The sequence below is a fragment of the Fibrella musci genome (genome assembly GCF_041321105.1).
GTDB classification, from domain to species: Bacteria; Bacteroidota; Bacteroidia; order Cytophagales; family Spirosomataceae; genus Fibrella; species Fibrella musci.
The window spans coordinates 232,520-255,303 of record NZ_JBGGWD010000003.1 but is presented as its reverse complement, the minus strand read 5'-3'; the positions used below and the strand labels follow the sequence as shown (position 1 = coordinate 255,303).

Genomic DNA, 22,784 nt, shown 5'->3' with positions numbered 1-22,784 from the left:
AAGCCGCATCAGTTTTAGCTGACGCGGCTTCGGTGAAAAAGGTAGGATCGAGAGTTAGCGGGTCGCTTGGGAAGGCATCAGGTACGTGCCCGGTTGCGTTTCCAGACCTGAACGGCTTCGGCCAGGGTCATATAGGAGATTCCCCGGCGGTGGTTGTCGCGGCTGATGTCGTAGAGCACGCGCCAATGGTGGCATAGCACCCCCCAGGCTACCCACAACGAAAAGCCCGGTTGGTAAATATGCGCTGGTTCGGCCCCGGCTCCGTTCAGTTCCAGAATACGGATATGCCGCCCGGCGTACAAATCTGCTACGCTCCGGCAACGCAGGTCATAGCGGCCATAATAAAACCCATCGATGGGCCTGCTGATGCGGTCGAAAACACGGGTCAGTTCGGGCGTAATCAGGTGGTTGGCGTTCAGGAATTTGGTGCCTTTGCAGTGGTTGCCAATCGACACCAGCCGGATCGTTTCGCCGGGCGCGGGAATGTGGTGCAGGTAATCGCCGTATCGGGCCGTCAGGGCGGGTAGTTGCAGCAGGGCGCGCTCGTTTTGCCCGATGAGCTCTTCGATGCAGTTGCGTCCGTTGCCCCGAACCGTCAGAAATTCTTTCTGGACGATGGATGAAATAACCCCCTGCGCCTGCCCCGGCCGCCGGTAATAAAAGATACCCAATTCGAGCGGCTCGTCTACATATTCCTGAATCAGAAAATCGCCGGGGGTTTGCCGGGCGTAGGCCAGTAACTGCGCCGCATTGTCGATCTGCTCGACCCGCCAGCCCCGCTCGCCCACGTTGGGCTTGGCAATGGCTGGGTACGTTATCCCGCCCTCATCAAGCAGCGTAAGTACCGATTCGGGGGCCGTGGTGGCCGACACGAACAGCGTTTCGGGTTTGAAAACCGGATCAATACGGTCGAGAATATTGATCTTGGATTCACCCATCAGCCCTCCCGTTTCGATGGATGGATTAGCGGCCGAAAAAAAGAAAAATGATCGGGCCCGGAGGGAGAGCCAGAGGTGGTACACAAAGACAGGCAGATAAACGACTGCAAACGGCCAGTATTCCCAGTGCCGCAGGCGGATGAAAAATGGGGTGTTGAGCCGTAGCCGGGGCAGGCGGGCTCGGAGGGATGCCCACCCGCCGGGGTTCTGGATGGTTGAACTAAGCGGTTGCATACAACAATCGGAGGGTTTGATAAGAAGAGCTATTCTGAATCAGGTCTTCGTAAAGCAGGGTCGTTAGCTGACCATTGTGGGTAACGCTGGTGAGGCTGAGCGTAAGGAGTTCGCCCCGACGATTCATACGCAGGTCGTTTTGGGGATCGCCGTCGCCCGCCGACTTGTGGAAGTGCCGAATGGCTTCGACCGATGGCTTGACCTGCTGCCCCAGCCACGTTCGGAACCACTGCTCCCGCTTGCCCATTGCCTCAGGTGAGTAGAGCGTTACCGACGACCAGATGTGCGGCTGACGTGGGTCTTTCGCCTGTAGTGATCGTTCGGTGCCGGTCCAGCGCAGTTCGGTGAGCCGTCCGGCTTCTCCCACCAGCAGGGTAAACGGCTCGATCCGGTCAAAATCGTAGGCGGCAGCAAACGCATCGACGGATGGGTAGTCGAAAAAACAGAGACTAATCAGCCCACGGCTGTGTCGGTAAGGTGGCTGTGGGCGGTGGGGGCGGAAAGCACCGTTGAGCAGGCAAACGGTTGTGTAACCGTTGGTAGCGATCCAGGTTCCCTGGCCCTGTGGGTCTTGCGGAAAGGTGATAAAGTGGTCACCAACGCGGACTTCGCGGGGCGGATGGGCGGCCGGGCGAAGGGCTTTTTCGTCGCGGCTGTGGGTTAACGCGAAGCCAGTAGGGCCAAGGGGTACATAAGTGGCAGTGCACATAGCAAGCGGTGAGCGATTGGTATAGCTATGGCAACTGGCAGGCCAATTAATTTTTCTCTCATAAATGACTGATTAATAGTAGTTTACAGGATTTAAATAACTGATAGTGATTACGTCGATTTACGATATATCGTAACCATTACGGTCTGTCGTGACGAATCAGGGGCGTTGGATACCCAGTTTCTTCATCCGTGAATCGAGCGTGGTGGGAATCATGTTCAGGATTCTGGCGGCGCCCTGTTCGCCGCTTACTTTCCAGCGGGTATGCTCCAGCACGGCCAGAATGTGGTTACGCTCGCAGTCTTCCATCGTCATCAGGCCCGTGGGTTTGGTGGCGGGTGTTTTTCGCCGTAGCCAGTCGCCCAGTTGAAGCCGCCGCCCCGACGAGATGATGAGCGAGCGCTCGATCACGTTTTCCAACTCGCGGATATTTCCCGGCCAGTGGTAGTCAGTGAGCGCGTCGATGACCTCGGGTGGAACCACCTCGATCTGCCGCCCGATACCGGGGCCATGTTTGGCGCAAAAGTGCCGCACCAGCAGCGGAATGTCTTCCTTGCGGTCGCGCAGGGGGAGGCTCGTGATCGGGAACACATTGAGCCGGTAGTACAGGTCTTCCCGGAAACGGCCCTCGCTGATTTCGCGCTCCAGGTCGCGGTTGGTGGCGGCAATTACCCGCACGTTGACTCGCAGGGTTTTGGTGCTGCCCAGCCGTTCAAACTCACCCTCCTGTAAGACCCGAAGCAATTTGGCCTGTAGGTCGATGGGCATCTCGCCAATTTCGTCCAGGAAGATTGTGCCGCCGTTGGCGAGCTCGAAGCGCCCTATTTTCTGTGTGGCAGCCCCCGTAAACGCGCCTTTCTCGTGGCCGAAGAGTTCACTCTCGATCAGCGTGGCGGGCAGCGCTGCGCAGTTGATCTTCACCAGGGCTTTGGTTTTGCGACTGCTTCGGTTGTGTACGGCCCGCGCCAATAACTCTTTGCCCGTGCCCGACTCGCCCAGAATAAGCACCGAGGTGTTGGTGGGTGCTACCTGCTCAACCTGCCGAAGCACCCGCCCGAAGGCTTTACTCTGGCTCACGATGTCCTCGAAATTGCTGGTTTGCCGGATCTCGTCGCGCAGGTAGGCATTTTCGGCCTGAAGCTGGTTTTTGAGCTGTTCGACCTCGGCCAGGGCTTTCGACAGCGACTCGGTGCGTTCGGCGACGCGGCTTTCGAGCTGGGCGTTGGCGGCTTCGAGTTCGCGCTGCAAGCCGCGTAGGGTCAGGTGGGTATGAATCCGGGCCAGCACCTCCTGCAACTGAAAGGGTTTGGTGATGTAGTCCACCGCCCCCATGTTGAAGCCGTTCACCTTGTCGATGGTGTCGGAGAGTGCCGTCATGAACAACACCGGAATCGCCTGCGTGGTGTCGAGGTGTTTAAGGCGACGACAGGTTTCGAACCCGTCCATGCCCGGCATCATCACGTCGAGCAGAATCAGGTCGGGGCGGGCCAGTTGGGCTTGTTCGATCGCACTTTTGCCATCGCGGGCCACCAGCACCTTGTAGTGAAACCGGGTCAGGGTTTCAAACAACACGCTGATGTTGTTGGGCATGTCATCAACAATCAGGATGGTGTGGTTTTGCCCGACGCCGTCGGCAGCGGCGTCGTCTACGTAGGTGTTCATACCAGATCTAAACAGGCTTGAAGGTATTTTTTGATGGTGCGAATGTCGAATTCGGCCGCTGCCTGCCGGAGCGTTTCGGCAAAGGGCAGGTAGGCGGCGTTCTGGCGTTCGATGCTGTCGAGCCGGGCCAGTATCTCCTGAATATCGCCCAGCCGGGCCAGGCCGTAGAGGGCGTTCAACTGGTCGGGATGAGGTCGGTGAACGGGCAGATGGTTAGCCCGGTTGGCCCGCCCACCGGCTTTGGTCGACGGGTTGAGTGGCTGGGTTTGCCAGGTCAGATTGAGGTGCTGACCAATCCTGGCCAACAGGGTATCGAGGTTGACGGGTTTGGGAATGAAGTCGTCGAAACCGGCCTGTTGGCTGCGCTGCTGATCCTGCATAAACACCCGCGCCGAGAACGCGAGCACGCGCGTCGATTGTGTAGCGGCGTTGGCCCGTAGTAGCTGAAGCGCCTGATAGCCATCCAGGTCGGGCATAACCAGATCCAGCAAAATCAGGTCAGGCTGATGCGCTATGGCCAGTTCAACGGCTTCGCGGCCACTGCGTGCTTCGAGTAGGGTAAAGCCCAGTGGTTGCAACAGCTGCGTCAGTACGGCGCAGTTGGCCCAGCCGTCGTCGACGATGAGAATGGTTTTTCGGGCACCAACGTACCCGTTGATGTGCTCACCTGTGGGAATAGAGCTGGGTACGTTGGCTTTACCGGGCGCCTCGGGCAGACTGAGTGATAGCCTAAACTGGGTGCCCTGCCCCGTCTGACTGGCCACATACAGATCGCCCTGCATCAGTTGCACCAACTGGTCGGTGATCGAGAGCCCCAGGCCGGTCCCTTCGACAAACGCATTGGCTTCGCGAATTTGCTGGAAAGGCAGAAAGATGCTGGGCAACTGATCGCGGGCAATGCCCACGCCGGTGTCTTCGATGCTGAACTGAAGAGTAGGCAACGCGCCATTTTGCCCCGCCTGCCAGTCGGCCCGGAAGGTGACGGTGCCCACCGGGGTAAACTTCACGGCGTTGCCCAGCAGGTTCAGCAGCACCTGCCGGATCTTTCGCTCGTCGCCCACCACCCATTCGGGCAGGGTATCGCTCAGGTACGTGTCGAATACCAGCCCTTTCTGCTCGGCCCGCACCTGGGTTTGCTGGGTAATGTGGTGCAGCAGATCGGGCAGGGAAAACACCTCGGCGAGCACCTCCATCCGGCGCGCTTCAATCTTCGACAGGTCCAGCACGTCGTTGATGAGCGCCAGCAGACTCTCGGCGCAGTCGTGCATGACCCGGATACCCCGCTGTTGCTGGTCAGACAGGAGCGGGTCGCGCCTGAACAATTGGGTGTAGCCCAGAATCCCGTTGAGCGGCGTGCGGAGTTCGTGGCTCATCGTGGCCAGAAAATCGCTTTTGGCGCGGTTGGCGGCCTCGGCTTCTTCCTTGGCTTCGGCCAGTTCGCGGGTACGTTCGAGCACGGTAGCCTCCAGCTGTTCCTGAATGCGCAGGAGCCGTTCTTCAGCCACATTCCGGGCGATTTCGGCCCCCGCCCGCGCTGCTAGTACCCGCAGGATGCCCACATACTTATAGTGGTCGGTCATGGGGCGGTTGTCACTGACGGCCAAATGCCCGATCACCTGCCCTGCTTTGTCGTAGATAGGAACCCCGAGGTAGGCTTCTACGGGGGCTTCATTGAAGTTATTGGCCAGATTGGCTGGCAGGTAAAAGGTGCGGCCCCGCATCACAATGTCGCAGGGCGTACCGGCCAGATCGTATTCGATGTTTTCGTGCAGGGCGTTGTTAACGCTGAAGGCCAGCGTGCGCAGCCGGGTCTTTTCCACGTTGCTGCATTCGGTGACCACCGCATACTGCACGTGCAGGGTAGCGGTCAGTTGCTGCACCAGCGACTGAAAAAAGTCGATGCCCGTATCGGCGGCGGTGCCTTCCGAGATCCGCCGCAACGTATCGTCGAGCTGCGACCGTTCCGTAACATCGCGGACAAAACAACACAGAAAATACTGTATGTCGATCCGGACGAAATTCAGGCTGATCTCGACCTGCCGCTGGTTGCCGTCGGGTTGGGCCTGAGGCAGATCGAGCGTCAGGGTGTGTTCCTGCTGGAGTTGCTGCCAGAGTTGCGCATAGCGTTGCGGGCCGATGGTCGGGTAAAGGTGGCCAAACGTGAGCGTGTCGAGCGCCGTGGTGTCGTAGCCAAGCTGTTCGCGTGCCGCACGGTTGGTTCGGCGCACGCGACCGTCCTGATCGACGAGCAAAATCGGTTCCATCGCCTGCTCGATGGTAGGATACGACAGGTGCAGGACCGGGTCGGGTATGCGACTAGCGGTAGTCGACGGGCTGGTTTCCATAGATGAGGCTCATATCGCTGGCAGGGCAACCGCCAACGACGTTACAGAAAGGGCTGCAATTCCTGGTCCGAACCGTCGCCAACGCACCAGACCGGCCAGATTGAGCCTGTTGGCCACCCAGCGAGTCAATCGGGCGGGGTAGCGTGCACGCGCTTTTTCGGTCATTTCATAAAAGTTACGAAATATCGGGAATCCTTCGCCTAAATCGGTCTGGCCGGTCTAGGCCATAAGGTGCCCGTTTGGGCCATGCGGCCCCGATTGGCGGCCTTTTTAACCCGACTGGCCCGGCTGGAATGGAATTTGGCAAAGGGACTGGTAACACCGCGTGGTCATGGTTGTGAACCAGACCCGGATGGTGGTTGAACCGACTCAATCAAAGTTGCTATGCACCTGCTTTCGTTCCTGTTTCTCGCCCTCACCCTGTCGTATGGAGCTGTCGCCCAAAATCCGGCTACCCGGAAACAGCACTACAACCTGGACAACGGGCTGGCCATTCAGGGCTATGACCCGGTCGCCTACTTCACGCAAAACAAGGCCGTCAAAGGCTTGGCGGCCAATGCGTTTTCGTACCGAAATGTGATATACTGGTTTGCTTCGCCCGCTAATATGAAGGCGTTTCAGGCCAACCCCGACAAATACGAACCCCAATACGGCGGCTGGTGCGCCTACGCTATGGGCGCCAACGGCGAGAAGGTCGAAGTCGACCCCGAAACGTTCAAGATCAAAGACGGAAAGCTGTTTTTGTTCTACCACACCTTCATCAATAACACCCTCACCAAGTGGAACCGCGACGAACTGAACCTGCACAAAAAAGCCGACGCCAACTGGCTGAAGCTGGCCGGGTCGCCGTCGTAACCGTTCCGCTGTCTAACTCACTCATTACCATGACTAAGCTTATGCTCTATCTGCTCTGGGGCGCCCGTGTCGTAGCGGCCGTTATCATGCTCCAGACCTTGTTTTTCAAGTTTACCGGCGCGGCCGAGTCCGTTTATATTTTCTCGACGCTGGGTGTCGAACCCTGGGGCCGGATCGGTGCCGGGGTGGTGGAACTGATCGCGTCGATACTCATCCTGCTGCCGCGCACCAGCTGGGTAGGCGCGGGGCTGGCGCTGGGGGTGATGCTGGGGGCCATCGGGTCGCACCTGACCATCCTGGGCATTGCCGTGCAGGGCGATGGCGGCTATCTGTTCGTTCTGGCGCTGGTGGTAGCGGTTTGTAGCCTCATCGTGCTGGTGCTGACACGTACCCAGTGGCTTCTCGTGCTGACGGGCGTCGTCGCGTCGGTTTCGGGTGCAAAATCAAGCCGTCTCAATGTCTGACGCCCCATCTTCCCACCGTATCCAACGCCCGCATCCTGCTATGTCCCTGAAAACGGCCAGTACCGATATTCTGCTACAACTCGCCGAGGTGATCGGCCAACTGACAGACGCCGACTACGCCCGTCCGCTGGCGGTACTGTCGGGCAACACCATCGGTAAACACGTACGCCATATTCTGGAGTTTTACGAACTCCTGACGCACAGCGCTCAAACCGGAACGCTGAACTACGACCGCCGCCAGCGGGATGCCCAACTCGAAGTAACGACCGACGAGGCCCTCCGGCGCATCGGCACCGTCGACCGGGCCGTTCAGCGGCTTGATCTGGAACAGTCGCTGTTACTGGAAGCCGATTTGTCGGTGGCGGCAACGAGCTTCCTGCAACTCGGATCGACGGTAGCCCGCGAACTGCTCTACAATGTCGAACACGCCATTCATCATATGGCGCTGATTCACGTGGCCGTTCAGAACGCCTTTCCGAAGGTGGTGCTGCCGCCTCATTTCGGCGTGGCTTACTCCACCGTACAGCACCAGTCAACCTAGTTCCAACCCCCGGCGTTATGCTGCTTCTGTTCTGTCTCGTTAGTGCCATCAGTTTTGCCGGCTCAGTGCATCCGGGGCCGGTCAATCTGGCCGTGGTACAGGCCACGCTGAGCCAGAGCCGCCGGGCCGGGTTGTGGCTGGCGCTGGGCGGGAGCCTGCCCGAGATCGCCTACAGTGCGCTGGCGGCGGGTGGTCTGATGCTCCTGCCAGCCAACTCACCCTGGCTGGTGTGGCTGATGTACCTGCCTGTTCCGGTGCTGCTTGGGGCGGGGATCGCCGCCTTCCGACAACGACCCGCCCCGGTTGTCGACATGGCCAGCGCACCATCTGTAGCCCTGCCGTTCTGGAAAGGGTTGGTCCTAAGCGCTACCAATCCGCAGCTGCTGCCCTTCTGGTCGGCGGTATGGCTGTGGCTTGGGCAGGCGACCGTTGGGAGCCAACGGTTGTTGCCGACGGGGCAGCCAGCCAGCCAGTGGGTGTTTGCGCTGAGTACGGCGGTGGGCGCCTTCGGGCTGCTGACGACCTACGTCTGGCTGGCCGACCGGCAACGGCATCGGCTGGTGACGTACCTGAGCGGCCCATGGGTTGGCCGCCTCACGGGCGCCGCTTTCATTGGTATGGCGCTGTGGCAGGCGCTTCAACTGCTGCCGGGTTGAACTGGCAGCGCTCGCTTTTAGCATTCATTCAACTAGTCAAACCAACCAAATCATGACGCGGTATATCGTACAAATCGCCCTGTTTACCCTGTTCTCACTCGCCACCGCGCTGACGGCACTGGCGCAGAAACCGCCCGTCTTTGCCCCTGATGGCAAGGCTATTCGCGGCTACGATCCCGTGGCGTATTTCACCGATAGCAAGCCCATGCCCGGCGACCCGGCCATCTCGTATGTCCACGACGGGGCCACCTGGTACTTCACCAGCACCCAGCATCGGGATGCCTTCAAGGCCAATCCGGCCAACTACGCGCCGCAGTACGGCGGCTATTGTGCGTTTGGGGCGTCGCGCGGCTACAAAGCCCCCACCGAAGCCGATGCCTGGACCATCGCCGACGGAAAACTGTACCTGAACTACAACACGAAGGTGCGCACGGAGTGGAATAAAGATCAGGCTGGCTATATCAAAAAAGCCGACGCCAACTGGTTGACGATCAGTAGTAAATAAGCACTATAGTACTCACCCTTAACTTGTTGAATGTATGCGCAGAAGTCTGCTAATGAGTGGTTTGCTGACGATGCTGACACTGTCGGCGGGGGCGGGTCCGTGGCTGCCGGGTGCCCGCAAAGGTTTTCTCCAGATTGGCTATTCGGGCCTGTATTACAACAGCGTCTATGGCCCGGCGGGTACTGAAGTACCGGCTTTTCGCAATGCCAGCGACGTGACCGTGCAGCTCTACGCCGAGTATGGACTGGGTAAAAAATGGGCGATTCGGGGTGTGTTGCCTTACAAACGGCTGCATACCGAAGCCAGCACCAATCTGGCGGTCAACCCCACCCCGGCGGGTACCCTGACGGGCCTCGGCAACGTGGGGCTGGGCCTCAAGCACGCCCTGGTGGATGGCATAACCCTTGGCGTCGACGCCCTGGCCAATACTTTTACCAACAACGACCGGCTGGGTCTGCGCACGGGTTACGAAGGCTGGACTGTACTGCCTTATCTGTCGGTGGGGGCGGGTGGGCAACGTACCTATTACTTTGCCGAAGTGGGGTATGGGTTCATGACCCAGAATTACAGCAACTTCCTGAAAGTGAACGGCGAATTTGGGTATAAACTGTTGCCCCGCCTGTGGGTGGCCGGCACCATCGACTTCCGCCTGCCCGCCCGGAACGGCCCATTCTTCAACACCGAAGCCTACCAGTTTTCGGCAACGTACCTGAACGATCAACAGTTTCTGGGCGCAGGCCTCAAAGGCCTGTACGATCTGGTACCCGATAAACTTGGGCTGTCGGCCAGTGTCATTGGGGCGCTGGGTGGCGAAAATGTACCCTTCTCGCGATCCTATAATGCTGGTATTTTCATCAAGTGGTAACCCCAACCAATCAACGACTATGAAAGCCCTGTTTCTGTATTGTTTGCTGCTGGCCACTACGCTGCTGACGGCCTGCCAATCGCCTGAAACGCCGCCCTTCAGCCCAACCGGTACGAGCCCCGTGGTCAGCACCACGACGGTCAGTATGCCTGTCGGTATGAGTACCACCACTGGTACCGACGAGCCAGCGCTGTTGCGGGGTACGTTTGTGAGCAATGTGCATCCGACCAGCGGCACCGTGAGCCTCCGCGAGCAGGACGGCAAACGAACGTTGGTGTTCAGCAATTTTCGCACCGACGGCGGTCCCGATCTGCGCATTTACCTGGCCGAAAACACGTCGCTGCGGAACTTCATCGAGGTTTCGAAACTCAGCAGTACGACGGGTGCCTTCTCCGTCGAGTTGCCGCCCGGTGCCGACCCGGCCCGCCAGCGCTATGTGCTGATCTGGTGCAAAGCCTTTTCGGTGCTGTTCGGGAATGCCGAACTGAAATGAGAGGCGGCCTGCTTACCTGCCTGCTGCCAGCGTTGCTGACGCTGAAAGCCACGGCACAGCCTGCTCCAGGCCTGCCCCCTGCCGCTTCAGCCAGCCGTTTTTTCACGACAACGGGCGGCAGTCTGGCGTTTCCGGTGTCGATGCTGCGCCAGGTGACGCAGTGGGGGCGCGGTACAACCGTCAACCTCGAATACCGGATCAATTCCCGATTGTCGGTGGCTGGTGCCTGGGATGCCAACATCCTGCCGGTGCAGAGCAGTCGGCTGGCTGCCGACCTGGACCCGACGCTGAAACGCAGCATCAGTCAGCTGAAAGGCGAGTACCAGACCAATGCGCTGGGCGTATATGGGATCTGGTACGGAAAACAGCGCGCGTTAAGACCCTACCTGACAGGCGGGCTGGGGCTCACCAGCATCACGGTGCCCAGGTTGCTCTACGAGCCCAACAGCCAGCTGGTGTCGCTTGGATCAACCACCCGACTATCGATTTTTGGTGCCGGGGGCGTAGGGCTCAACTGGCAGTTTTCGACGCCAGTAGCTGCGTTTGGAGAGGCCAGCGTCTACGTGGTGCCCGCCAGTTCGCCCGTCGTATCGGGGGCCAACAACTACGTTACCCTGAAGGCGGGGCTGCGCTTCCCGCTGTTCTGAGTAGCGCTCGGTAACCATGAAAACGCCTTTTCGGAACGTACCTGGCAATCGGCTGGGTACGTTCCAAAAAGGCGTTTTCAATTGGGTTGGCTAGGCCAGCGTTTTGCGGGCTTCGCGGTCAGGGTCGTTTACCAGCATGGGCGCGTCGTCGAGCACCATCGTTTCGCCGTTCTGGCTGGTGTAGGGCTTCCAGTTGGGCAGGCCACCGCCGTTGGGGTTGCCCGTTTTGGCGAAGTTCAGGAACGAATTGGCCATCTTTTCCGAAAGCGCGCGGGGGCGTTTGCCGCCACCCGTGTGCGTCAGCATCAGATCGGTGTTGTAAAACCAGAAGCAGATGTCGTCGCAGTGGAAGGCTCGCATCCGGCCATCGAACAGCGGCGGTTGCCAGCCAAACCAGGCTACGTAAACGGGCGCTTTTTGCTGCGCTGCTTTGGCGTCGGCGGTAGCGATGGCATTTTTCCGGTTCGACATAATCAGCGCCCAGATTTCGATGGGGCGTGCCTTCGGGAAATTCTTGGCGTACGCCTCTACAATCTCGCCCGATTTGTCGCCGAAGCGGGGTTTTATTTTCCCCTTTACCTCATCCAGCGAAATGCGTTCCAGGGCCGCATCGGTCCGGCTGGGGCTTTGCTCGTGGAAGGTCGAGCAGATCAGCAAGGGGATGTTGGCCGAGAACTGATTGGCGTCGGTAAAGAAAGTACCGCCGTTCAGGTACGTGCCATCGGATACGGGGGCGTATCCACCGCGCGGCAGGTTGAGCCGCCGGGCTTCGGCGGCCATTTTGTCGGCGGCCCGGTTGGCAATGTCGATGTATTCCCGCCACGGAATCTGCTGGAGCTTGTCGATGTCGCCCGGCTTCAGCCCGGCTTCTTCCATCACCTTCAGACCCAGTTTCTCGGCGTATTCATTGTTGGTGCCCGATAGTGAACTACCGCTGAGAGCCACTGCTTTGTGAAACAGGCCTTTGGCTGAGGGCATGTTCATCAGGCTCGTTACTTTGGCACCCCCGCCCGACTGCCCGATGATCGTGACGTTGTTGGGGTCGCCGCCGAAATTGGCGATGTTGGCCTTCACCCATTCGAGCGCGGCCACCATGTCCAGATTCCCCACGTTGCCCGAGGCCGGGTGCCCACCGGCGGCTTTCAGGTGGGTGTAGCCCAGCGGCCCCAGCCGGTGGTTGAGCGAGCAGAATACGACGTTACCCAGCCGGGCCAGGTTTTCGCCATGGTAGCCGTCCTGCTCAATGCCGTTGCCGTTGGTAAACCCGCCCCCATGTAGCCACACGATCACGGGGCGTTTCTGCGTGTCGAGCGCGGGCGTCCAGACGTTTAGTTTGAGGCAGTCTTCCGATACGTCGTCGTAGTTCCAGTGGTCGACAAACGAGGCGTATGGATTGGCGTAGCGCTTCTCCATGATCTGCGGGGCCGAGTTGCCCCACCAGAGCGCCGGGCGCACGTCGGTCCAGGGTGTAGGCTTTTGCGGGGGCATAAACCGGTTTTTGCCCGACGTGTCGGCACCGTACGGGATGCCCAGAAACTGATGGATACCGCGCAGAATAAACCCTCTGACCTTGCCATACTCGGTGTTGGCAATGGCGATGGTATCACCGACAAACAACACCTGCTCGTCGGCGGTGGGCTTAGCGGCTTTGGGCGGGCGCGTACCAGCGGCCAGAGTGGGCGCCGCAACGCCTAACCCCGTCGCTGAAGCGGCGGCGCTAACACCCAGCGACTGTAAAAAATTACGTCTTGATGCGTTCATAAGTAACGGTGATCAACGGTTTAGAATAAGCTGACGTTCAATGAGCGAGCTGGTTACTAAAGAGCGGAGATCATGTCTTTTTACTATCCGCCAGCGATCAATTGAATACGCCAAAAGCCCAGGCCTATAACCGGTTATGCTGAACCCGTTTGGGCGAACAAATGCCCCGACCGATGCCCGGCCCAATGGCGACTGGGCGTTTATCATGAAATTGTTAAACTACGGGAGAAACCGCCCCGCGAGGCCGACAACGAATGCGGGTAAGCTGTAGGTTTGTGGTTGCTCCTGCATAACCCCTGCATGATGGATACCCGACGCGAATTTCTTAAGAAAGCGGCCCTGCTGGCGGGCGGTGCCAGCCTGCCCGACGGCCTGCCCGCTTCTATTCAGAAAGCCCTGGCCATTGCGCCCAAGCCGGGCACTACGTACCTGGATGCTGAGCACGTGGTGATTCTGATGCAGGAGAATCGTTCGTTCGATCACTGCTACGGCGCGTTGCGGGGTGTGCGCGGTTTCAACGACCCGCGGGCCATTACGCTGCCCAACAAAAACAAGGTGTGGCTACAGACCAACGCCGCCGGCCAGACGTTTGCCCCGTTCCGGCTGAATATGTGGGAGACCAAAGCCACCTGGATGAGCTCGCTGCCCCATTCGTGGGCCAATCAGGTCGACGCCCGTAACGAGGGGAAATGCGACCGCTGGCTCGATGCCAAGCCCTCGGGCCACCCCGAATACGCGCACATGCCCCTCACGATGGGCTACTACGACCGGGCCGACATTCCGTTTTATTACGCCCTGGCCGATGCGTTTACGGTCTGCGATCAGAATTTCTGTTCGTCGCTGACGGGCACAACCCCCAACCGGCTGTATTTCTGGAGCGGCACCATCCGCGAAGACGAAAACGCCCCGGCGCGGGTACGGAACGAAGAACTGGACTACGACAAACCAGCCAGCTGGTCCACCTTTCCCGAACGGCTGGAAGCCAACGGCATTTCGTGGCATATCTACCAGAACGAGATCAACCTGTCGACGGGCCTGTCGGGCGACGAAGAGGCCTGGCTGGCCAATTTCAGCGATAACCCGCTGGAATGGTTCACGCAGTATAACGTGCGGTTTTCGGCCAATTACCAGCGTTTCCGGCAGGCGCGGCTCCAGCAGCTACCGGCCGAAATCGGCGCCTTGGAACAGCAACTGCCTACCCTGCCCGAGAGCACCAAAGAAGGCAAGGCACTACGGCGGTCGCTGAAACAGAAGAAAGACCAGCTGGCCCTGCTGACGGCGGAAGGCGACCAATGGCAGGCCGATCGGTTCGAACAACTGCCGGAACGGGAGAAAGCCTTGCATCAGAAAGCCTTTACCACCAACACCAACGACCCGCACTACCGCGAACTGGCCAGCCTGTCGTATCGGGAGGGGGGCGAAGCGCGCGAGGTAGCCGTGCCCAAAGGCGACGTGCTGCATCAGTTCCGGACCGACGTGCAAAGCGGGCAACTCCCCACCGTATCGTGGCTGGTGGCGCCCGAAAACTTCTCCGACCACCCCGGTGCGCCCTGGTATGGGGCGTGGTACGTATCCGAAGTGATGGACATCCTGACCCAGAATCCGGAGGTGTGGCAAAAGACCATCTTCATTCTGGCTTACGACGAAAACGACGGCTATTTCGACCACGTACCGCCCTTTGTGCCGCCCCATCCCGGCCGCCGCGACACGGGCCTGACCTCGGCCGGTATCGACACGCGCACGGAACACGTTAGCATGGAACAGGAGTTGAACCGGCCTGTTAGTCAGCCCGAAAAAGGCGCCCGCGCCAGTGCCATTGGGCTGGGCTACCGGGTGCCGCTGGTGGTGGCCTCGCCCTGGAGCCGGGGTGGGTACGTTTGCTCGCAGGTGTTCGACCACACCTCGACGCTTCAGTTTCTGGAAGGTTTCCTGAGCCACAAAACGGGTAAGTCCATTCGCGAAACCAACATCAGTGACTGGCGGCGCACGGTCTGCGGCGACCTGACGTCGGTATTCCGGCCGTATGGGGGTGAGCCGATCAAGCTGCCGACGTTTGTGCCGAAAGACACCTTCGTGGAGAGCATCCATAAAGCCAAATTCAAAGAGGCACCGGCCAACTTCCGTGCGCTGTCGCCCGACGAAATCGCTCGCCTCAATAAAGGGCAGAACAGTGCGGCGTTGATGGCCCGGCAGGAAAAAGGAAGCCGCCCCGCCTGCGCCCTGCCCTACGACCTGCGCGTGGATGGCCAACTGACGGCCGACGGGCAATTCCGCCTGACATTTGCCGCCAAAACGGATCGCTTCGGAAAAAGCACGGCGGGCGCACCGTTTATGGTGTACAACATGGCCGATCATGCGGTGCGGAATTACGCCGTCAAACCCGGTGATCAACTCACCGACTTATGGCCTGTAGCCGAAGGCGCAACGTACCTGTTCCGGGTGTACGGCCCGAATGGCTTCTTCCGCGAGTTTGCTGGCGGGGGTGACTCGAAGAACGTATCGATCCACTGCGACGAAGCCGTATCGGCCAGCCGCTCCACGCCCGAAGTGCTGATTCGGGTGACGAACCAACGTACCCAGCCGGTAACCGTCGAGCTGGTGTCGAACGCCTATGGCTACCCGACGCAACGGCAGGTGCTGCGCCCGGCTGGTGAACAAACGGGGCAAACGACGCTCAAACTGGCCGTGTCGAAGAGTGGCGGCTGGTACGATGTCAGCATCCGGGTGGTGGGCGACGCCACGTTTGAGCAACGCTACGCCGGACGCATCGAAACGGGCAACAGCAGTGTCAGCGATCCGCTTCTGAGCTAGAACCTAGGTCGATTGGAGGCACAGCCGGTCCATACGTACCTGGGCAGCTAGGCTACAGGCCGTTAACCGGCGTCGGCGAGCGCCCGACAGCGGGCGAGGCCAAACCGTCAATTGAAAGACGCCCTGAAGGCCAAAGGCGAGAGGCTGGTTTTGGTCTTGAACAGTTTGCTGAACGACTGCAGGTGCTCGAAGCCCAACGCATACGCGATTTCGCTCACCGACAGATCGGTGGTTGAGAGTTTCTCCCTGGCTTTGTCGATCAGCTTATCGTGAATGTGTTGCTGGGTGTTTTGTCCCGTCAGCGTGCGGAGCAGATTACTGAGGTATTTTGGGGAAACAGTTAACTGGTCGGCCACGGATTGTACCGATGGCAACCCGCCTTTGTCTGGCGAGTCATTGTCAAAATAAGCATTCAGCAATGCGTCCAGCCGATCCAGTATCTGGTGGTTCGCTTTCTCCCGGGTGATGAATTGCCGATGATAAAATCGATCCGAATAAGTCAGCATCGTTTCCAGCTGCGCTATAATGATCGGCTTGCTGAAACGGTCGATGTTGGCGTTGTATTCCTGCTGAATGGTCTGAATAATCTGATTAAGAAAAGCTTCTTCTTTCTCCGACAAAAACAGGGCCTCATGCAGGGCATAGCTCCAGAAATCATACTGCCTGATGGTTTTGGCCAGCGACGTATTCCACAGAAAATCAGGATGAATGGTTAACATCCATCCTGATTGGTTCAAGGCTTTCTGGTCGTCGACAAGGGCGAGCCGGATGACCTGACCGGGGGCTACAAACGACAGCACACCTTCATTGAAATCAAACGGCTGCTGCCCGTACTTCAGCGCTACATTGGCTACCCGTTTCAGCGAAATGCTGTAAAAGTCAAAGACCAGACTCGTCGGTTCGTCGTGATGCAACTCCTTCACATCGCCCACATTGATAAGGCCTATGAGCGGATGCAGCGGTTTAGGCAACTGCCTGAATTCATGAAACTCACTGATCGTTTTAAACCGTTTCATCGGGTCAGTCTTCTTTCTGTATCTCCAGCACAATTTTACCGCGCACATGTTTGGTCTCGCTCTGGCGGTGAGCCTCGGCCACTTTCTCCAGGGGAAATACCTGGCTTACAACGGCTCTTACTTTACCCTCGTTGATGAGCTGAGTGACGCCATCCAGTGAGGATGTGTAGGCGGTTATACTGCCTTCGCCAACCATCGTAGCCTTGGCATTCTTTTTGGCCATCGCCGCCAAAAAAGCATCCGAGAAGGGCTCATCCAGGTGGGTACACACAAAGATACCGCCCGCTCTGATTACCTCTGCCGACTTCAACCTGACGCTCTCATCGCGAACGGGCGAGGCATTGAATACCACATCCACATCGTGCAACAGGTCTTCAAAGGGCTGGTTGCGGTAATCAATCACCTCATCGGCTCCCAGCTCCTTCAAAAAATCAGCGTTATAAGCTGATGCCGTTCCAATCACATAGCCGCCCATTGCTTTGGCAAACTGCACCGCCAGATTACCTACGCCGCCCGCTGCCCCGTGAATCAGTACCCGCTGCCCCGGTTTTACTTTGCCCGTATCGACGATGCCATTCCAGGCGATCAGGGCACAGGAAGGAAGCGCGCCAGCCTCATTGAAGCTGATGTGGCTGGGCATAATCCAGAACTGACTGGCTTTGGCCGCAACGTATTCGGCGTAACTACCGTCGCCGGGAAAATTCGGGACGCCGTACACATTATCGCCTTTTTTAAACGTCGTTACCGCACTGCCGATCTCCTCAACGACACCAGCCACATCCAGACCCAGGCCCAATGGTAATGTCAGGTATGACCGTAGGGCTTCGTTGCCACCCTGACGAATGACGTAGTCGGCCGGATTGACACTGCTGGCATAGACTTTTATCAAGAGTTCGTCGGGTGCCGGAACGGGCCGTTCGATCTCGTCCAGCTTCATTACGTCAGGACCGCCAAATTCATGAACTCGAATCGCTTTCATACTAAATCGTTTTTCATTGGTTGATGCTGCAAAGGTCAGTGATCAGTCAACAACCGATTTAGTAAGAATGCCCTTTGTCTTAGCCAAAACAGCCGGTAAGCCTTGTTTTGGAATAGCCTGTTCGGTAGCCTGGCTGCCTAAACATACAGGCCGGCTAACATTAGTCGGCCTGTATACCAGAGTCACTTCTTACGAAAAGAACCGCCTGCAACCCCAACCGGGGTTACAGGCAGGGTAGACATAAGTTAGCGCACCAGCACCAGCCGCTGTACGAGCCGTTTCGTGGCGGTTTGCCACTGCACCAGATACGTACCTGAGGGCTGCTGATACAGGTCGAGCGAGTACTTATTCAGGCCGGGTTGCCCCTGCACCGATTGGCTCGAAACCAACGTACCTGTCAGGCTCAGCACTGACAGGGTAGCGGCCTCAGCGGCATCTGTCAGCACCTGTACACGAACAGGACCGTCGGTCGGGTTCGGGCTGAGGGTCATTCGGCCGTCGGCGGGAAATTCGGCTGCTGAAGCGGCCATCCGTGCCGCGCCGTTCGGCGTTTCGATCCGGACATGATCCAGATAAACCGGGTTCGGACCAGACGTAGGCATGTTGACGACCAGGCGCTTGAGGCGCGTCGGGTTACCCAGTTGCGGCATCGTTACCACCACTTCCTGCCACACATTCGGCGTCAGCGGGAGCGTGTACGGCTGACTCGCCTGGCTGTCGTTTTCGGCGTAGGTAGTCAGCGTCAGGGTTTTGTTCGTCGTCGGAAAGAGCCAGAACCGGATCGTGCTCTGCGCCGAAAGCGGCAGCGCCGTTTTGCGAAAAATCGACCAGGCTCCCCAACCATCGAACGTCAGTGCGGCCGACTTCTGGCCCACCTTCACCGGACTGGTGTTGGCGTAGTTTCTGGCCAATCCCCACGACCAGTCGTCCCAGCCGGGGTTGAACGCGTCGTCATAAATCAGCTCCACGGTCGATGAACCCGCGCAGAAGGCGGTCGATACGCTCAGCGGCACGCTCGTCACCAGCCCGTTGCCCGCTGCGTCGGTGGCGCGTACGGCAAAGTGGTAGCCCGTGCCGCAAGTGAGGCCCGTCACGTCCAGCAACGTACCTGATACCGTCCCGTTCAGCAGCGTGCCGTTCTGATAGACTTCGTAGCGTGCTGCGTTGTCGATTGTTGGCCAGGTCAGGCGCAGGCTGGTGGCGGTGACGTTGCTGACCGATACGTTGAACGACCCTTCGAGCCGGACGTTATCGACGTAGATCAGATTGACACCCGGTTCCTGCGACTGGATAGTCAACCGCTTGATCTTCGCCGGATTGGCCAGCTGTGGCATCGTAATCACCACCTCCTGCCAGGTATTGGGCGTTGGCCTGAACGACACATACGGGCTGAGGCCGCCTTCATTTTCTGAACTGGTGCAAACGCCGATGGTCTTGTTGGTGGTGGCGTACAGCCAGAACCGGATCGTCGTTTGCGGGGTCGGGATGAACGGCGTGGTACGCGTGATGGCCCAGCCGCCCCAACCGTCGGTATAGTTGACGGCCAATGACTTTTGCCCCACCTGCACCGGGCTGGTGTTGGCGTAGTTTGAACTGACCGACCAACCCCATTCCTGCCAGTTGGTGTTCAGCGCTTCGTCGTAAATCACCTCGCTGCCTGATGGTACAGGCGGCGGGCAGGCGGTGGTCGTCGCCGTGGCGGTGTTGCTGTTGGCCGATACATTCCCCACCGCATCCTTGGCCCGCACTGCGAACGTGTAGCCCGTGTTGCAGGTCAGATTCGATACGGCAAACGACGTACCTGAGACGCTGCCCACAACCGTGCTACCCTGCAACACCTCGTAGGCCGTAACGCCCACGTTGTCGCTCGATGCCGTCCAGGTGAGTGTCAGGCCCGTCAGGCCCACGTTGCTCGTCGCCAGGTTCGTTGGGGCCGTGGGCGCCTGCGTATCGGTTTGCGCGCAGGCCGGGGTCGTTACCGGCAGGGCTGCACTCTGGGCCGATCGGTTGCCCATCGCGTCTTTCGCCAGCACCGTAAACGTATACGACGTGTTGCACCCCAGCCCGTTCACTGTCAGCGACGTACCCGAGACACTGGCGTTGATCAGCGTGCCGTTCTGGTATACGGCGTAGCCTGTCACGCCCACGTTATCCGTCGATGCGGCCCAGGTGAGCGTCAGCCCCGTAGTCGTTACGTTGCTGGCGGCTAGATTCGTCGGGATCGTCGGTGCCTGATTGTCGGTATACGTACAACTGGCCGACATCACCCAGATCGTATTGCTGTTGGGCGATCGGTTCCCGGCCGCATCGATGGCGCGAACGGTCAGCTCGTACAGGCTGTTGCAGGTCAGGTTTGTCAGATCGACCGACGTGCTCGTAACGTTGCTCAGAATGACCGTGTTGCCCTTCAATACCTCGTAGGTGACGGCGCCAGCGTTGTCTGTCGATGCTGTCCAGGTTAGGCGCATGCTGGTGGCAGTCACGTTGCTGTTGGTCAGGCTCGTGGGGGCTGTGGGGGCCTGCGTGTCGGGCGTATCGGCACCGGCTACGAGCCGGATGTCATCGACAACGAAGCTCTGCGCCCCGCCCGATCCGTCGGTCATCGAAATCCGCTGCACCTTGGCGGGGTTCCCCCATTCGCTCCACGGAATCCGCACCAGCGTCCAGGTGTTCGGTTCGGCAGTGATCGTGTAAAAATCCGACGTCGGGCCGGTGTCGACCTGACTCATGGCGACTCGCACCCGTTTGTCGGTGCCGTAAAACCAGAATTGCAGCCCGCCGGGGTAGGTAGCCGTTTTCAGCGTGTCGCTGTTACGCAGGCTAAGCCCGCCCCAGGCCGTCGTTACGTTGACCTTCAGCGATTTCTGCCCCAGCTTCACCGGATCGGTGTTGCTCGGGTTATTGGTGCTGTTCCACGACCAGTCGGAAATGGTGTTCTTCAGCGCGTCGCCGTAGAGGATGAAATCGTTTGGGCTGGGCGCGGGCGTGTTTACCGTTACGGCGTTGCTGGCGTTCGAGCGGTTGGCCGAAAAATCGACGGCTTTCACGGTGAACGTGTAGCTGTTGCTCGGCGACAGGGTGTTGAGGCTCAACTTCGTCTCTGTCGTTTCGGTGAGTTTGGTGCCGTTCTGGTACACCTCATAGGCCGTCACACCCCGGTTATCGGTTGAGCCGGTCCACGCCAGTTTCACCGAGTAAGGCGACAGTTCCGACGCCACCAGGTTGGTCGGGGTGGTGGGTGGTTCGGTATCGGTGGGGTCCGATGACGGCATCATCAGGCGGCTAAGCAGGCTGATGTACGGGGCCTGGTTGTAAATGGCGACTTCGGTAACGACCCACGAGTTTTCGGGCCATCCCGTGTTCCAGTCTTTATACCGCTTTTGCAGCGGCTCATTGCGCAGGTAGCTTTCCGTGCCGTCATACTGATTGAGGTGGTTAGGGCCACCCGGCACGTACCCCGGCGCGGGGCCTTTGGGCGAGGTGAGGGCGTTGTCCCAGTCGGTGCCGTGCTGAAACCAGGTGTGGTAGATCTCGTTCATCGACGCTTCGGCGCCGTAGGCTCCCATGTTCGACAGCATAACCTTACCCTGTGCGTTGACCCCGTGAAACCAATGCAGGTACTCGGCGGCCACCTCGCGGTACAGCGCCTTGTTGCTGGTATTCACGTTGAAATTCACAAAGTCGAGGTTGGCTACACCCGCGTTGCCACGTACCTGATTGCTGCCCCAATGGTACTGCGCATCGGCCATATAGGCCCGGTACAGGTCCGTTTTAGCCGCATAATCGTTGATCGACAACACGCTGTTCTGCTGACTTTTCATGGTGCGGATCGCCGAGGCGACCGACGGTGTCGCGGCCGGATTGGCGGCGTAGCGCAGCAGCGCCGTGTGCACGTGCATCAGGTAGGGGCCCCACCACTGATCCGCCATTGGACCGATCTGATTATACTGGGCGTCGACAAACGCCTTGTACTCCGCTTTGCCCGTTACTTCAAACAGATAAATCGCCGCGACCAGCGCCGACTGCCGTTGAATAGACGCCGGTTTGTCGGCATCGCCCGACCGAATATCCTTGTCATCGCATTCCGTCTGGAAACTGGTAAAATTGGCCGTCGTCACGTGGGCCCGGTTGAAGGCCTGCTCGGCGCGGGCAATCAGGTCCTGCGCGTAGGTGGCCAGGCTCGGCGTGTTGCGGTACACCGCCCCCGCCACGGCAAACATAGCCGCACCCGACAGCGTCGACGACGTGCATTCGGGCAGGTAATAGCGTGGGCGTTTGTCGGCGCTGGGCGGCAGTCCCCCGTTGCGGTCACTTTCGTCGTAGTTATCGACGCCCACTTTCAGCAGCAGCCCGCCCGTGCCGGTGGCGTCCTGCATGCGCCGGATAAAATCCAGCTCCCATTTTACTTCGTCGAGTACGTCGGGGATACCGTTGCCCGATTCGGGTATACCGAAATTATCGCCAAATACGGCCGGGTTGAGCCGGTACGCTTCCAGCAGCAGCGCTACGGGTTCCTCGGCGAAGGTCACGTACTTGTTCATGTCGCCCGCGTCCATCCAGCCGCCGTGCAGGTCTTTGGCCGTGCTCATATCGCCCTTGGCGTAGCGACTGGTGGCTTGCCGATCCTGGCGCGGCCACTCGTGCGTGGCGGCGTCGGCCCATTTGGCGTCGGTGTAAGGCGGTTGCTTGGCAAAATTAATCCGCTGGTAGAAATACGTCCGCATGGCCGCTTTCAGCACCTGATCATACACGTTGTCGCCAATCTCGAACCGGTACGACCCGACGTTGTTGCCCACATCGAAGACATAATACGACCCCGGCGCGTTGACCGACGAGAAGTCGAACCACCAGCCTTTGTCGCCCGATTGCGCCTGCGTGACGCCATCGCGCCAGACCTGCAACGTACCTGAAAAGACCACGGCATCGTCGGTCCATCGACGTACCTGATATTGGTTGGCGCCGGTGCTGGCGTTGAAGGGCGTACCGGCATTGGCACCCACCTGCGGACTCACGACAACAGCCACTTTGCGGGCGTTCTGCAAATACCCGAACTGATCGACCCGGATAAAGGCCGTGGTGCCGGGTGGTGCGGCCAGACTTCGGTAAGCCAGCAGCAGCCACACCAGTGTCCATGTGATTTGTTGTTTAACCTGTTTCATAAAAGATAGGAAGGCCCGCGCCCCGAACGGGCGTTAGTAGTGAACAGCGCAACTTCCGAGGCCAAAGCGCGCGGACAAACCTATGGCGACCCCATCATCTGACCCGGCACGAGACGGATGAAGCGGCAGAAGTGATGGTTGAGT

General features: G+C 59.1%; 17 protein-coding genes. 9 read left to right on the top strand and 8 right to left on the bottom strand.

Annotation, left to right across the window (positions count from 1 at the left end; genetic code table 11):
- Positions 1–77: 77 nt before the first annotated feature.
- From ACAW74_RS10945 to ACAW74_RS10930, 4 genes are all read right to left on the bottom strand, one after another.
- The gene (locus ACAW74_RS10945) at positions 78–1,172 is read right to left on the bottom strand and encodes a hypothetical protein (protein WP_370698238.1); all 1,095 of its coding nucleotides are present in this window, start codon (positions 1,170–1,172) and stop codon (positions 78–80) included.
- The gene (locus tag ACAW74_RS10940; RefSeq protein ID WP_370698237.1) at positions 1,159–1,881 is read right to left on the bottom strand and encodes an NRDE family protein; all 723 of its coding nucleotides are present in this window, start codon (positions 1,879–1,881) and stop codon (positions 1,159–1,161) included. Before ACAW74_RS10940 ends, ACAW74_RS10945 begins: the two co-directional genes overlap by 14 nt.
- Before the next feature lie 159 nt (positions 1,882–2,040).
- Positions 2,041–3,543, bottom strand: coding sequence for a sigma-54-dependent transcriptional regulator (locus ACAW74_RS10935; RefSeq protein WP_370698236.1), 1,503 nt, complete (start codon positions 3,541–3,543; stop codon positions 2,041–2,043).
- Complete coding sequence (locus ACAW74_RS10930) at positions 3,540–5,888, bottom strand: hybrid sensor histidine kinase/response regulator (RefSeq protein WP_370698235.1); 2,349 nt, start codon at positions 5,886–5,888, stop codon at positions 3,540–3,542. The genes ACAW74_RS10935 and ACAW74_RS10930 overlap by 4 nt, the downstream gene beginning before the upstream one ends.
- Before the next feature lie 384 nt (positions 5,889–6,272).
- Between ACAW74_RS10930 and ACAW74_RS10925 the strand changes: the two genes are divergently transcribed.
- From ACAW74_RS10925 to ACAW74_RS10890, 8 genes are read left to right on the top strand one after another with little or no spacing between them, the layout of a single operon-like run.
- Positions 6,273–6,743 carry a YHS domain-containing (seleno)protein gene (locus tag ACAW74_RS10925; RefSeq protein ID WP_370698234.1) on the top strand — a complete coding sequence of 157 codons (471 nt, stop codon included), beginning with the start codon at positions 6,273–6,275 and terminating at the stop codon, positions 6,741–6,743.
- A 29-nt stretch (positions 6,744–6,772) separates the two neighbouring features.
- Positions 6,773–7,207, top strand: coding sequence for a DoxX family membrane protein (locus ACAW74_RS10920; protein WP_370698233.1), 435 nt, complete (start codon positions 6,773–6,775; stop codon positions 7,205–7,207).
- A gap of 40 nt (positions 7,208–7,247) precedes the next feature.
- Positions 7,248–7,748, top strand: coding sequence for a DinB family protein (locus ACAW74_RS10915; protein ID WP_370698232.1), 501 nt, complete (start codon positions 7,248–7,250; stop codon positions 7,746–7,748).
- A 17-nt stretch (positions 7,749–7,765) separates the two neighbouring features.
- Positions 7,766–8,404, top strand: a complete 639-nt coding sequence (locus tag ACAW74_RS10910; protein WP_370698231.1) for a LysE family translocator — start codon at positions 7,766–7,768, stop codon at positions 8,402–8,404.
- Between the two features lie 52 nt (positions 8,405–8,456).
- Positions 8,457–8,909, top strand: a complete 453-nt coding sequence (locus ACAW74_RS10905; protein ID WP_370698230.1) for a YHS domain-containing (seleno)protein — start codon at positions 8,457–8,459, stop codon at positions 8,907–8,909.
- A 34-nt stretch (positions 8,910–8,943) separates the two neighbouring features.
- Positions 8,944–9,774: a hypothetical protein gene (locus ACAW74_RS10900; protein ID WP_370698229.1), complete on the top strand. Its 831-nt coding sequence runs from the start codon at positions 8,944–8,946 to the stop codon at positions 9,772–9,774.
- A 19-nt stretch (positions 9,775–9,793) separates the two neighbouring features.
- Positions 9,794–10,267, top strand: coding sequence for a DM13 domain-containing protein (locus tag ACAW74_RS10895; RefSeq protein ID WP_370698228.1), 474 nt, complete (start codon positions 9,794–9,796; stop codon positions 10,265–10,267).
- Positions 10,264–10,914 (top strand): hypothetical protein, encoded by a 651-nt coding sequence (locus ACAW74_RS10890; RefSeq protein WP_370698227.1) that lies wholly within the window; start codon positions 10,264–10,266, stop codon positions 10,912–10,914. Before ACAW74_RS10895 ends, ACAW74_RS10890 begins: the two co-directional genes overlap by 4 nt.
- Positions 10,915–11,004: 90 nt before the next feature.
- Here the strand turns inward: ACAW74_RS10890 and ACAW74_RS10885 are convergent, their stop codons facing one another.
- A complete protein-coding gene (locus ACAW74_RS10885) occupies positions 11,005–12,675 on the bottom strand; it encodes a carboxylesterase/lipase family protein (protein ID WP_370698226.1) in 1,671 nt (556 codons plus the stop codon).
- A gap of 303 nt (positions 12,676–12,978) precedes the next feature.
- On the opposite strand from ACAW74_RS10885, the gene ACAW74_RS10880 reads away from it, so the two are divergent.
- On the top strand, positions 12,979–15,486 hold the full coding sequence (locus tag ACAW74_RS10880; RefSeq protein ID WP_370698655.1) for a phosphocholine-specific phospholipase C: 2,508 nt from the start codon (positions 12,979–12,981) through the stop codon (positions 15,484–15,486).
- Between the two features lie 107 nt (positions 15,487–15,593).
- On the opposite strand, the gene ACAW74_RS10875 is transcribed toward ACAW74_RS10880, so the two are convergent.
- The 3 genes from ACAW74_RS10875 to ACAW74_RS10865 all read right to left on the bottom strand — a co-directional run bounded on the left by ACAW74_RS10875 (position 15,594) and on the right by ACAW74_RS10865 (position 22,640).
- Entirely contained in the window at positions 15,594–16,502 is a 909-nt protein-coding gene (locus ACAW74_RS10875) for a helix-turn-helix domain-containing protein (protein WP_370698225.1), read from the bottom strand.
- Positions 16,503–16,506: 4 nt separating this feature from the next.
- Positions 16,507–17,481, bottom strand: a complete 975-nt coding sequence (locus ACAW74_RS10870) for an NADP-dependent oxidoreductase (RefSeq protein WP_370698224.1) — start codon at positions 17,479–17,481, stop codon at positions 16,507–16,509.
- Between the two features lie 245 nt (positions 17,482–17,726).
- A complete protein-coding gene (locus tag ACAW74_RS10865) occupies positions 17,727–22,640 on the bottom strand; it encodes a glycoside hydrolase family 9 protein (protein ID WP_370698223.1) in 4,914 nt (1,637 codons plus the stop codon).
- Between the last annotated feature and the right edge of the window lie 144 nt (positions 22,641–22,784).